Raw genomic sequence first — 12,517 nt, forward strand, 5'->3', positions numbered from 1 at the left:
CAAGGCTAGTGTTTGACGGTTTGCTTCTTTTTGTCTTTGTCAGACAGAAAACCTTCGAGGATGATCAATCCGGCACCAATACATATCCCCATATCAGCGATATTAAAGGCTGGCCAGTGGTAGGTACCCACATAAAAGTCCAAGAAGTCGACGACAAAGCCATGGTATAAGCGATCAAACAGGTTACCCAACGCGCCGCCAATGATCAGGGCATAGGAGACATTCGCGAGCTTGTGGCTTGCCGGAAGCTTTCGCATCCAGAACATCAACATGGCACAAACCCCGAGGGCTATCGCCGCGAACAACCAACGCTGCCAACCGCCAGCATCACTCAGAAAGCTAAATGCCGCACCTGTATTATGCACATACAGCAAGTTAAAGAATGGCAGCAGCTCAATACGGTTTGGCCAACCGTATTCCATTGTATTCATCACCAGCAACTTGCTGGCGATATCAATAACAAAGACCAGAGCCGCCAGCCATAGCCAGCGAACCCCAGATTGTTTCAGCGATAGTCTGTTCTCAGACGATAACTTACTCATTAGGCAAACTTACGCTCTTCACCTTCACCTTCGACATTGCTGACACAGCGACCACACACTTCTTCGTGGCCTTCGATAGTGCCAACATCGGCAACGTGGTGCCAACAACGGTCACACTTCGCCGCTTCAGACGCTGCAACAGTCACAAACAGACCGTCAACGTCAGTTTCTTGTGCGCCTTCTGGCTTGCTGTCAGCAACAACGACTTCTGCTTTTGATGTTAGCAGAACAAAACGCAGTTCATCTTCCAGCTTGTTCAGCTTGGCAGCCAATGCTTCCGACGCGTGCAGCGTAATTTCAGCCTGCAGTGCACCACCAATCACTTTGTCTTTACGTGCGCCTTCAAGCAGTTTGTTCACCGCACCGCGCACGGTCTGGATTTCAGCCCAGAACTCGTTGTTCAGCGCTTCGCCTTCTGCGAGACCGAATAGTCCTTCGAACCACTCACCGGTAAACACGAATTTATCGCGCTGGCCTGGCATTTCGTTCCAGATCTCATCGGCCGTGAACGACATGATAGGCGCCATCCAGCGAACCAAGGCTTCTACGATGTAGTATAGTGCGGTCTGACAGCTGCGCTGCGCATGGCCACCTTGTTTTGCTGTGTACTGGCGATCTTTAATCACATCCAGGTAGAAAGAACCCATTTCAACCGAGCAGAACTGCATCAGGCGCTGGGTAACAGTATGCAGGTTGTACTCATCATATGCTTTGATGATTTCTTCCTGCGCAGCCATTGCACGGCCTACAGCCCAGCGATCCAGTGCGACCATCTCTTCTGGGGCAACCAGGTCAGTTTCTGGGTTGAATCCGCTTAGGTTCGCCAAGAAGAAACGTGACGTGTTACGGATACGGCGGTAAGCATCAGCTGAACGCTTCAAGATCTCGTCAGATACAGCCACTTCACCGGTGTAGTCCGTTGACGCAACCCACAGACGCAGGATATCGGCACCTAGCTTGTTGGTTACATCTTTCGGCGCAACAACGTTACCGATAGATTTCGACATCTTACGGCCCTGGCCATCAACCACGAAGCCGTGGGTCAGTACTTGTTTGTATGGCGCGACACCTTTCATCGCTACCGACGAAATCAGGGACGATTGGAACCAACCACGGTGCTGATCAGAACCTTCAAGGTATAGATCGGCACTGTTGCCGTTGTATTCTTCGCGGCTATCAACGACCGAGAAGTGAGTCACACCCGAGTCGAACCATACGTCCAAGGTATCAAGTACTTTCTCGTACTTAACCGCATCGTCTTCGCTCATGACGTCTGCTAGATCAAGGTCCCACCAAGCTTGGATGCCTTTCTGCTCAACAAGCTGCGCGACTTTCTCGATCAGCTCTGCGCTGTTCGGGTGTAGATCTTGCGTTTCTTTGTGAACGAACAGGGCAATTGGCACACCCCAAGTACGCTGGCGAGAGATACACCACTCAGGACGACCTTCAACCATACCTTCGATACGGCTCTGGCCCCATTCAGGCATCCACTCTACAGCTTTAATTTCTTCCAACGCTTTCGCACGCAGACCAGCCTGATCCATCGAGATGAACCACTGAGGAGTCGCACGGAAGATGATTGGCGTCTTGTGGCGCCAGCAGTGCGGGTAGCTGTGCTCGTAAGCGTGGTGATGCAATAGCGCACCGTGTTCTTTCAAGGTTTCAACAACGGCATCATTCGCTTTGAATACATGCTGACCGGCAAATAGCTCGGTATCTGGCAGGTAAACACCGTTGCTACCAACAGGGTTCGCCACTTCTAGGCCGTATTTTTGGCCTACCGCGAAGTCTTCCTGGCCGTGGCCTGGTGCGGTGTGTACACAACCCGTACCAGATTCAGTCGTTACGTGATCGCCTAGGATCACCGGTACGTTAAAGCTGTAGAACGGGTGGTTGAATTGCATCAACTCCAGATCAGCACCTTTACAGAAACCTAGGTTGTGGAAGTGTTCGATTCCCGCACGGTCTAGGACATCTTTCGCTAGCTCAGCCGCTACGATCAGACGCTCTTTCTTCTCACCTTCAACCTGAATAAGTACGTATTCCAGATCGTCACGAACCGCAACAGCACGGTTTGCTGGCAAGGTCCAAGGTGTCGTGGTCCAGATCACGATAGAGATATCGCCTTCACCGGTATGGCCATCAGCACACTGGAATTTCGCAACAGTTGCTGCTTCATCAGCCGCTTTAAAGCGAACATCGATAGAAGGCGAGACTTTATCTTTGTATTCTACTTCCGCTTCTGCCAGTGCAGAGCCACAATCAGTACACCAGTGAACGGGCTTGAAGCCTTTAAGCAGGTGACCCTGATCGGCAATTTTACCTAGCGAGCGGATAATGTTGGCTTCGGTGCCAAAGTCCATAGTACGGTATGGCTTATCCCACTCCCCCAGTACGCCCAGACGCATAAAGCTTTCTTTCTGGCCTTCAACCTGACCGGCAGCATAAGTACGGCACTTTTCACGGAATTCCGCAGCCGTTACCTTCTGGCCCGGCTTGCCGACTTTCTTCTCTACCATCAGTTCGATAGGAAGACCGTGACAATCCCAACCAGGAATGTATGGCGCATCAAAGCCAGACAGAGTCTTTGACTTAATAATAATGTCTTTAAGAATCTTGTTTAGCGCGTGACCAATGTGAATATCACCGTTGGCATATGGAGGGCCATCGTGCAGTACGAAGGATTTTTTACCCTTCTTGGCTTTACGAATTTCACCGTAAAGATCTTCATCGTACCAACGCTTAAGCATTGCAGGCTCACGCTGAGCTAGGTTGCCTCGCATCGGAAACCCTGTTTCAGGCAGGTTCAGGGTATCTTTATAGTCGCTCATTGATTCTCGATTCCGTTACTTGGGCGAAGTTGGACATTATTACGCTCAGTCAGCCACACCCGTGCTGACTGGGCATCACGCTCGATTTGTGCTTTCAACGCATCAAATGATTCAAATTTTATCTCGTCGCGCAGCTTATGGCATAACACGACGTCAATCTGGGTCCCGTAGAGATCAGATTGGAAATCAAATAGGTGCACTTCCAGTTGGCGGCGCACACCATTTACTGTCGGTCGTCGACCGACATTGGCCACCCCGGCAAGCGGTGTTTCGGCCACGCCGTGGACTTCGACGGCATAAACGCCAGAAACCGGTGAGACCCGGCGTTTTAGTGGGACGTTGGCTGTCGGGAACCCGATAGTCCGTCCTAATTTTCTACCATGGGAGACACGTCCGCTAATACTGAACGGGCGCCCTAGCATGGACTCTGCCAGCTCAAGCTGATCGTCGGCCAAAGCCTGACGGATAGCGGTACTGCTGACACGCTGCTCGGAGACACAGAAACTCTGAGTACTCACAACCGTAAAGCCATATTCTTTACCAGCCGCTTGCAACATGGCGAAGTTCCCGCTGCGACCTTTGCCGAAACGAAAATCGTCACCAACTACCAGAAACTTAACACCCAATTGCTCAACCAACAAGCGGCGGACAAAATCTTGTGCCGACAGACTGGCAAAATGGTGATTGAAATTCACGCACAGAAAACGCGCCAAGCCTTGCGCTTTTAAGCGTAAGTACTTGTCGCGAAAGCGAGTTAGTCGAGCTGGTGCGTCATCACCAGCAAACAGTTCCTGAGGTTGGGGTTCAAAGCTCATGACTGTCGCCGGACAGCCCAGCTCCTTCGCCTTGGCCATGACATTGCTAAGCACTGCCTGGTGACCTAGGTGAACACCATCAAAATTACCAATCGTTAGCACGCAACCGCGGTGCCTTGGCTGGATATTATGTATTCCTCGGATCAATTCCATGCGTCAAGTTCATTTTCGCAGAGTGAAAAACTGACGGATTATATACCCAAACCCCTGCCTTATGCATCAACCAGCGAGATTTTATCAGTGATTTATCACCTCTCGCTGGCTCTTTCGGCTTGGTTAACTGGCTGCACGCAGGTGACGGGGGCGAATCCCCATCAGCATGACAGCCACCAGATAAACGCCAGCACCTACGCCGATCAACCCAGCCAACCACATCGCCCGGTTCAGGAAGCTCCATTCCAGCCAGACGGCCATACCAGGCAATAACCACAGCAGTGCACCGGCCATTACAGCACCGGCAATGACAAGGCGGATAACAAACCATAAGGTCTCGGCTGTCACTTTATAGACGCCAGTAATGTGCAAACCGCGGTACAGCAGCGCCGCATTGACCAACGCCGACAATGCGGTAGCCATCGCCAGACCGACATAACCGTAGAAATAAGCGAAAATGGCATTGAAGAACATATTGGTTATCATGGCGACAATACCGAACTTCACCGGAGTCTTAGTGTCTTGCCTTGCGTAGTAGCCCGGAGCCAACACCTTAATCAGCATAAAGTTAAGTAAGCCGGACGCATAGGCCAACAAAGACATCGACGCCTGATGAACATCGTTAGGGCTGAACTCACCACGCATAAACAGCACCATCAACATCGGCTTGGCCAGTACCATCAAACCGAGCATTGCCGGGAGACCGAGCAGCAGCACCATGCGTACCCCCCAGTCCATAGTATGGGCAAATTGCTCCGGACTTTGATCAACATGCTTGCGTGACAGCGCAGGCAAGATCACCGTAGCAATAGCAATACCGAACAGGCCAAGCGGAAACTCCAGCAAACGATCGGAGTAATACAACCAACTGATCGAGCCGGTAGCGAGGAAACTGGCTATAAAGGTATCAAACAACAGATTGATTTGACTGACAGAAACACCGAACAGTGCTGGGATCATCAGGGTGCGGATCTTCACCACTCCTGGGTCATGCCATCCCCACTTGGGTTTCACCAGCATGCCTTCTTTATATAGGAAGGGCAGCTGGAACAAGAACTGGATCAGCCCCCCTAAGAATACCCCTAGCGCCAAACCAATTTCTGGCTGGCTCAAATTCGGTGATACGAACCAAGCACAACCAATGATGGCGACATTAAGAAAAACCGGGGTAAAGGAGGAAACGGCAAATTTGCCCAGCGTGTTGAGGATCGCCCCCGACAGCGCGACAAAAGTAATAAACCACAAATATGGAAACGTGATTTTCAGCAACAAGCTAGCCAACTCGAACTTCGGCGCCGAGGGCCCATCGTTGAGCCAATCGAGAAACCAACCCGCCCCGAATAAGGCAGTTACAACGCCCGAACCCAATATGCCCAGCAAGGTAACAATAGAAACAATCATCCCCAAGGTACCCGATGCCCTCGCTATCAACTGGCGGGTACGGTCTACCTCACCAGAGGCATGGTATTCAGTCAGAACAGGGACAAAGGCTTGGGAAAAGGCTCCCTCGGCGAACAGCCGCCGCAGGAAGTTAGGGATCTTATTGGCAAAGAAGAAAACATCGGCCGCAGCACCGGCCCCCATCAGGTTGGCGACCACCACATCTCGCACTAAACCAAGTACCCGAGAGACCAATGTCATGGTGCTGACAATCAGTCCTGAGCGCAAAAGACGCTTGCTCACAAAAAAAACCTCATAAAGATGGCCCCAAAAGGTGACTTCCGTAGCCAAATGCTGGTAAAATCTGCCGCCATATTAACCGTGTTATTCCGCAAGTGCCAATTCAATTGGTTAGGCGGTTATTTGCACAAATCATTTGACAATCACGGGCAAAAGAGGCATAGTCCTCGGCCTTAAAATGTCACCGTACCAAGTTTTGGAGTTATACCCTTGGCTAACATCAAATCTGCTAAGAAACGTGCGATCACTTCAGAAAAACGTCGCCAGCACAACGCTAGCCGTCGTTCTATGATGCGTACTTTCTTCAAGAAAGTTATTGCTGCTATCGAAGCGGGCAACAAAGAAGCTGCTACTCAAGCTTTCAATGAAATGCAACCTGTTATGGATCGCATGGCTACTAAAGGCCTGATCCACAAAAACAAAGCTGCACGTCATAAAGCTCGTCTAGCTGCTAAAATCAAAGCTCTTTAATTTGAGTTTATGATTTCGATAAAAAAACCGGCGTAAGCCGGTTTTTTTATATCTGCCTCTCAACAATTGCTGCACTGTCAGGTCCCGCAATACATCTTGTGTAACAACTGTATCATCGCTTTGACCTCATCGCTCTTGAGGCGATAATAGACCGTCTGAGCAACCTTCCTTGTCTCTACCAGGCCATCGCGCCGCAACCAGGCCAGATGCTGCGATAGCGCTGATTGGCTAAGCCCCAGTCGCTCACTCATCATACCAACCGACATTTCTTCTTCCAGCAAGTAACACAGGATAAATAAACGTCGCTCGTTGGCCATTGCTTTTAGCAGAGCTACGGCTTTAGGGGCATTTTGCTCCATTTGCTGTAGTTCCATACTGCTACCACCTGTCAATTAAGTTAACGCTAATGTACTTAATTTAAAGGTGGTTTTCTAGCACACAGTATGGATATTTGAATCAAACGAACAAAAATGCAACCTTATTTAAACAGTTTCCTAAAATCTGCCTCACATATCCGCTTAACCGCTGGGTGCATGATCATCCGTTCAGCGAAAATCACGTAGTATTCTTCGCGAATTTCCTTCACCCGCTTCACCTCGCGGATATTGTGGCTGGTATCTTCCAGCTCTGCGGCATAAATCGACGGCGCAACGAACATCGACTGCTGATACAAGCCAAACGCTTTCATCAAGGCGGCATCATCAAATTCACCAAGGATATTCGGTGTAATACCCATCTGATCGAACCAATGGATAAGCTTACGCCCCATTGCCGTACGCCGGCCCGGGATCAGCAACTTGTAATCCTCTATGCAAGCAGGGAAGTTCAGCGGCTTATCCGGTTCGGTACAAAAGAAGCTCATCGTCGACTCCCCCAGCTTCTTACTGTATAGGCCTGGGCTCTGGGTAGAATCCACCGGACAGTCAGACAGAATCATATCCAGCTTGTGCTGTGATAGCTGCTCTAGCAACATTTCATGGGTTGATTCATAACAGCGCAGGTGAATACGCTCATCTTCCGGCAAGCCCTCCATCAAGACCTTGCTGACCAGGCGTTTTGACAGTGCATCAGCGACACCCACTTCCAACAGCAGATTCTCGCGCTGGGTGTAGTTGACGATATCCAGCATTTCGTAACTGAGATCGAACATCTTATCGGCATACTTGAAAACCAGCTGACCCAGTTCGGTCGGTTCGATATTACGGCCAACCCGTTTGGTCAATTTACCTTTGAGGCGCTCTTCCAGCGCTCTGATCTGTCCGGTAACCGTCTGTGGGGCCAAAAACAACGCGTCGGCAGCTTTGGTAACCGAGCCCTGCTTGCAGACCATCCAAAAATAATAAAGGTGGTTGTAGTTAAGGTGAGACATGTTTAGCAACCATTTTCCATAAGCATGTGTATTTCCAATCGGGATGGGCAAGGGCCAACGTAGAGGTTGAGTAGCCGAGTACAAGAAGAGTTTACGGTAACGTCGTCAAGTTACCAAAATACTGATTGGAAATTCGACTGCCTTAAAAATAAAAAACCCAGAAGTCAGCTTACGCTTAGCTTCTGGGCGCTTCAACCGTAATCAATCATTCACAAATGAAATATTACACTTATTCAGTTTTCATCTATCAAAAAAAATGTTTATTGCTCGGTAGTTGAAGAGTTTTTCTGCTCAATCGATGTCATTTTTCGATAGCGCTCACCAACCCGCTGCTCAAGAGCCCTGGAGCGGAATGAGCTGTCGCTTTCAGCCATAGCCGTGGTCTCAGCTGCCGACTTAGCTTGGTTCAAACCAGCCAGGTAAGCCTGACAGATGTCAGAGCTACTGTCTTGGTTACAGCTTTGATAATCTGGCACTGCCATCACTGAAGTTGACATCATGATCCCAACAACAATCAATGCGCGTTTCATATTACACCTCCGTTTTCCTTGGCAACAGCGCTAGGCAACGAACGGCTTAGCATCATGTACCCCACTACAGCTGATATCGTCGATCCCAACAAAATCCCTAGACGAGAGTAGGTACTGAAATCCTCTGGCGCACCGACAAAGGCCAGCGACGAAATAAAGATGGACATGGTAAAACCAATACCACACAGTACTGATACCGCAAAAATCTGCCTAAATCCAATACCTTCCGGCATAGTAGCCATCCCGGTTTTAATCGCCAAGTAACTAGCGGTGAAGATACCTAGCGGCTTGCCAATCATCAGGCCAAGGGCGATACCCAGTGGTAACATCGATGTCAGGCCAGACAAAGAGACCCCTTCTAGCGAGATCCCGGCATTGGCAAAAGCGAACAGTGGCAGGATCAGGAATGCGACATACGGATGGAGGGCATGCTCCATTTTTTTGAGCGGTGAATGCTCATCCGATAAACCATTTTCACCGGATAGCGGAATAGCAAAGCCCATTACGACACCCGCCAGCGTTGCGTGGACACCAGATTTAAGCACGCTGACCCAAAGGATCAAACCAACCACCACGTACCAGGACACCTTGGTAACATTTCTAGCATTCATGACAAACAGAGCTGCAGTTGCCGCAAAAGCCACAGCCAACGCCAAGGTTGACAGATCGCTGCTATAGAACAGGGCAATGATCACGATAACACCAAGATCATCGATAATGGCCAGTGCCAATAAAAAGACCTTCAGAGTAACCGGCACACGACTACCAAGCAGGGCCATGATACCCAAAGCGAAAGCAATATCTGTTGCTGCCGGAATAGCCCAGCCTTGTATCGCCAACGGATCAGAAAAGTTAAAAAGCACATAGACCAATGCGGGTGCAATCATACCACCGACAGCTGCAATCGCTGGGAAAATCGCTTTTTCCTTAGTGTTTAGTGCCCCTTCAATCAACTCACGCTTGACTTCCAAGCCAATAAGCAGGAAAAACACCGCCATCAGGCCGTCGTTGATCCAATGGGAAATAGATAGGCCTGCAACATAAGTGTGCAGAGTGCCGTTATATAAATCCTGCAACGGAGAGTTTGCTATCATCATGGCCACTGCTGCCGCGATGATCAGGATAATCCCACCAGCAGATTCTAGTTTTAAGAATTTACGAATCGCATCGGTCATGGACCGGAACTCCTTTGCATGAATTGCATGAAACAAATGTCACAAGAAAAATGTAAATTTAGTTTAGACGTCACAGCACTATATTGTTAAATCGTTTGTTCAGAACATAAACATCGGTAAAACCGAGCAATAATAGCTTCAATACATGCAATAACCGTACTGTTTTATTTACACTGTCATACTTGTCATTTATGACGGCTCAAAAAACCATCGGCTACTCATTCACTCTAAAAAAAAGCACATTTACAAGAGAAAAAAATTTAACGTCACCATGAAACAACCAACTTAAAAATAAACAATAAAAATCAGCACCTTAATTTCAAGGTGAAATATTCATTACACCGAAAATCGCGTCTTAACCTCGCAAAAAGAGCACAAACTTACTCCGTGACAGCAGTTGTCATATTTCTGAAATAATCGTTCTCTACCATCGCCCTCAGATTTCAAAAATATGAAACCAAAACGACATATTCCTGTCATGGAGAAATGATTATGACTACCCAAGCCACTACTGCTGAACAGCCAATGAGCAGCTCTATGCATTGGGTCCGCTGGGCAAACCTAGCGTTCATGCTATACCTTCTACTTGTTGCCGTTTCTGTTGTCAGCGGTGGCTTCAAGATGGCGGTTGGCGATCAAGCGAAAACGCTCTTTGAATTTGCCTCGCATCCGGTTGCCGGCTTAATGATTGGTCTTATCGCAACGGCGCTAACTCAATCGTCAAGCACAACAACCTCTATTACCGTTGGTTTGGTTGCTGGCGGCCTGCCGGTTGAAACCGCTATTCCGATGATTATGGGCGCCAACATTGGCACAACAACCACTAATACCTTGGTGAGCTTAGGCCATGCCCGCTGTAAAGAAGAATTTCGCCGTGCGTTTGCTTCTGCAACGATTCACGACGTATTCAACTTAATCGCAGTGGCAATCTTTCTTCCTCTGGAAATTATGTTCGGCCTTATGGATCGTATCTCAGAGTGGCTGGTATCGCCAATGGTCGCTGCCGGTGACATGAGTGCGGCCAACGGTTTCAACTTTATGAAGACCCTGACAGGCCCGGCGACAGACCTGTTCAAGTCTGTCGGCACGATGTTCTCTCCTACTATTGGCGGTATCGTGATGATCGTGATGGGTATTGCCATTATCATGACGTCAATCAGCTTAATGGGTAAACTAATGCGTAAGCTGATGGTTGGACGCGCCCGCGACATCCTGAAATCAGCTATCGGCCGTGGTCCAATTCACGGTATTGCTTCTGGCAGTGTTGTGACAATTTTGGTGCAGTCATCTTCTACCACCACTAGCCTTATGGTTCCACTGGTAGGCACTGGCGTCCTGAAAGTACGTGAGGTTTATCCGTTCACCGTCGGTGCGAACATCGGTACCTGTATCACAGCCCTTATCGCAGCAACATCTGCAAGTGGTGAGTTCGCGGTATTTGCTCTGCAAATCGCATTGGTCCACCTAGTATTCAACATTATGGCGACTCTGGTTGTGTTCGGTATCCCATTCCTACGAGAACTGCCAGTGAAAGGTGCTTTCTGGCTGGGCGATGTTGCCGCAAAAAACAAGATGGCCGTTGTGGCTTACCTAGGCACTGTTTTTGTTCTAGTACCTGGCATTATCTTGGCTCTTACTGCCTAAGCACCAATACGATGCTTTAAAAAGAAACCCGCCCCGGCGGGTTTTTTATTATCTCGGTTTAGCCCCTCGCCCTGCTATCCCTATATGGCATTGCAATTACTCTTTACTACCCGACTTCGATTTCCCCCTAAAAGAGCCCAGACGCTCGCTAACAGTACAAAGTAGTCTTTACAGGGGTAACTCACTGCACATCGTCTATACGCTTTCTATGCGCTACTGAGGAGCGGTATCGTCTAATTGTCTTCACTGCCTTACTTCGTAAGAATGTAAACTGTTTTTGTACCAAGAACTGACAAGCGTAAATTTACTTGTATTTCTATTTCCCTCTCTAATGCGAGATATAAAAAAAGCCCCAAAAGGGACTTTTTAGCGGGTAAAGTTATTTCAGCAACAACACCTTGTTACCGGGAGAAATACTTTTATACAGAAAAAGGGTACTTGATTGGGTCGTGATGGTGGTAACCAATGACTTCAAAGTCATCCATGGTGACCCAGGTTTCAAGATCTTCGAGCGACTTGATGTCTGGATTGATCTTCAGCTGCGGCGATGGGAACGGCTCACGCTTAAGTTGGACATCACGCATTAGCTCCAACTGATCTTCATAGATGTGCGCATTGACGATTTTATGGTAGGCCTGACCAGGCTTATGACCAGTGATCTGGGCGACAATCGCCAATAGGGCGAAGACTTGGATTTGGTTGAAGTTCAACCCCAGTGGCACGTCGCAAGAGCGCTGGTAGCTAGTGAGGTGCAAAGTATCACCCAGCAAAGAAAACGTGTGGGTATGCATGCACGGACGCAGACAGCCCATATCGAACTCACCCGGGTTATAGAAGGTCAGAATTTCACCACGATCGTCAATCCCCTTACTCAGGTTATCAATGATCTTGCGCAGCTGATCGATCGTGCTGCCATCGGGCTTTTGCCAACTACGGCCCTGCACACCGTAGACGCGGCCCATATCATCTTCACCCTTGCGGTAAGGGTTAGCCTGCCACGCGGCATTGTCATTGGCGTTCATGTCCCACGTTTTCGTACCCAGAGCACGGAAGTCAGCGGCATTGTCATAGCCACGGATATAACCCAACATCTCGGCAATCGCGGCTTTCCAGAAGCTTTTGCGCGTAGTGATCAGCGGAAACTGGTTGTTGGCTACATCATAATTCAAATCGGCATTGATCACCGTTAGGCAACGCTTGCCCGTTCGCTCGTTCTCAACCCATACTCCTTCGTCCACAATGCGCTGGCAAAGCGCGAGATACTGTTTCATGGTTCCGCTGGCCTTAGTTAACAAATAAAGTGCGGC

Annotated in this window: 11 protein-coding genes; 2 read left to right on the forward strand and 9 right to left on the reverse strand. The window is 49.0% G+C overall.

Annotation, left to right across the window (positions count from 1 at the left end; all coding sequences use genetic code 11):
• Window positions 1-5: 5 nt before the first annotated feature.
• The 4 genes from lspA to murJ form a co-directional block, all read right to left on the reverse strand.
• Window positions 6-542: a signal peptidase II gene (gene lspA, locus ACVA53_RS06660; protein WP_255041931.1), complete on the reverse strand. Its 537-nt coding sequence runs from the start codon at window positions 540-542 to the stop codon at window positions 6-8.
• The gene (gene ileS / locus ACVA53_RS06665) at window positions 542-3,373 is read right to left on the reverse strand and encodes an isoleucine--tRNA ligase (RefSeq protein WP_446504748.1); all 2,832 of its coding nucleotides are present in this window, start codon (window positions 3,371-3,373) and stop codon (window positions 542-544) included. Before ileS ends, lspA begins: the two co-directional genes overlap by 1 nt.
• Window positions 3,370-4,341, reverse strand: coding sequence for a bifunctional riboflavin kinase/FAD synthetase (ribF, locus tag ACVA53_RS06670; RefSeq protein WP_446504749.1), 972 nt, complete (start codon window positions 4,339-4,341; stop codon window positions 3,370-3,372). The genes ileS and ribF overlap by 4 nt, the downstream gene beginning before the upstream one ends.
• Window positions 4,342-4,464: 123 nt before the next feature.
• A complete protein-coding gene (gene murJ, locus ACVA53_RS06675) occupies window positions 4,465-6,024 on the reverse strand; it encodes a murein biosynthesis integral membrane protein MurJ (protein ID WP_446504750.1) in 1,560 nt (519 codons plus the stop codon).
• A gap of 207 nt (window positions 6,025-6,231) precedes the next feature.
• Here murJ and rpsT point away from each other — a divergent pair, with 207 nt between their 5' ends.
• Window positions 6,232-6,492, forward strand: a complete 261-nt coding sequence (rpsT, locus tag ACVA53_RS06680; protein WP_255041925.1) for a 30S ribosomal protein S20 — start codon at window positions 6,232-6,234, stop codon at window positions 6,490-6,492.
• Between the two features lie 77 nt (window positions 6,493-6,569).
• Here the strand turns inward: rpsT and ACVA53_RS06685 are convergent, their stop codons facing one another.
• From ACVA53_RS06685 to nhaA, 4 genes are all read right to left on the reverse strand, one after another.
• Entirely contained in the window at window positions 6,570-6,866 is a 297-nt protein-coding gene (locus ACVA53_RS06685; protein WP_107350705.1) for an ArsR/SmtB family transcription factor, read from the reverse strand.
• Window positions 6,867-6,970: 104 nt separating this feature from the next.
• Window positions 6,971-7,861, reverse strand: a complete 891-nt coding sequence (gene nhaR / locus ACVA53_RS06690) for a transcriptional activator NhaR (RefSeq protein ID WP_107350706.1) — start codon at window positions 7,859-7,861, stop codon at window positions 6,971-6,973.
• A 260-nt stretch (window positions 7,862-8,121) separates the two neighbouring features.
• Window positions 8,122-8,391 (reverse strand): hypothetical protein, encoded by a 270-nt coding sequence (locus ACVA53_RS06695; protein ID WP_446504751.1) that lies wholly within the window; start codon window positions 8,389-8,391, stop codon window positions 8,122-8,124.
• On the reverse strand, window positions 8,388-9,566 hold the full coding sequence (gene nhaA / locus ACVA53_RS06700; protein WP_446504752.1) for a Na+/H+ antiporter NhaA: 1,179 nt from the start codon (window positions 9,564-9,566) through the stop codon (window positions 8,388-8,390). Before nhaA ends, ACVA53_RS06695 begins: the two co-directional genes overlap by 4 nt.
• 492 nt (window positions 9,567-10,058) lie before the next feature.
• On the opposite strand from nhaA, the gene ACVA53_RS06705 reads away from it, so the two are divergent.
• Entirely contained in the window at window positions 10,059-11,210 is a 1,152-nt protein-coding gene (locus ACVA53_RS06705) for a Na/Pi symporter (RefSeq protein WP_446504753.1), read from the forward strand.
• Window positions 11,211-11,629: 419 nt separating this feature from the next.
• On the opposite strand, the gene ACVA53_RS06710 is transcribed toward ACVA53_RS06705, so the two are convergent.
• Complete coding sequence (locus ACVA53_RS06710; protein WP_446504754.1) at window positions 11,630-12,481, reverse strand: thymidylate synthase; 852 nt, start codon at window positions 12,479-12,481, stop codon at window positions 11,630-11,632.
• Window positions 12,482-12,517 lie beyond the last annotated feature (36 nt).

Source organism: Photobacterium sp. DNB23_23_1, assembly GCF_052873815.1.

Excerpts from the sequence above, each read along its gene's own strand:
- lspA (WP_255041931.1), bottom strand. The coding sequence starts at position 542 with ATGAGTAAGTTATCGTCTGAGAACAGACTATCGCTGAAACAATCTGGG.
- ACVA53_RS06685 (WP_107350705.1), bottom strand. The coding sequence starts at position 6,866 with ATGGAACTACAGCAAATGGAGCAAAATGCCCCTAAAGCCGTAGCTCTG.
- ACVA53_RS06695 (WP_446504751.1), bottom strand. The coding sequence starts at position 8,391 with ATGAAACGCGCATTGATTGTTGTTGGGATCATGATGTCAACTTCAGTG.
- nhaR (WP_107350706.1), bottom strand. The coding sequence starts at position 7,861 with ATGTCTCACCTTAACTACAACCACCTTTATTATTTTTGGATGGTCTGC.
- nhaA (WP_446504752.1), bottom strand. The coding sequence starts at position 9,566 with ATGACCGATGCGATTCGTAAATTCTTAAAACTAGAATCTGCTGGTGGG.
- ACVA53_RS06705 (WP_446504753.1), top strand. The coding sequence starts at position 10,059 with ATGACTACCCAAGCCACTACTGCTGAACAGCCAATGAGCAGCTCTATG.
- ileS (WP_446504748.1), bottom strand. The coding sequence starts at position 3,373 with ATGAGCGACTATAAAGATACCCTGAACCTGCCTGAAACAGGGTTTCCG.
- ribF (WP_446504749.1), bottom strand. The coding sequence starts at position 4,341 with ATGGAATTGATCCGAGGAATACATAATATCCAGCCAAGGCACCGCGGT.
- ACVA53_RS06710 (WP_446504754.1), bottom strand. The coding sequence starts at position 12,481 with ATGAAACAGTATCTCGCGCTTTGCCAGCGCATTGTGGACGAAGGAGTA.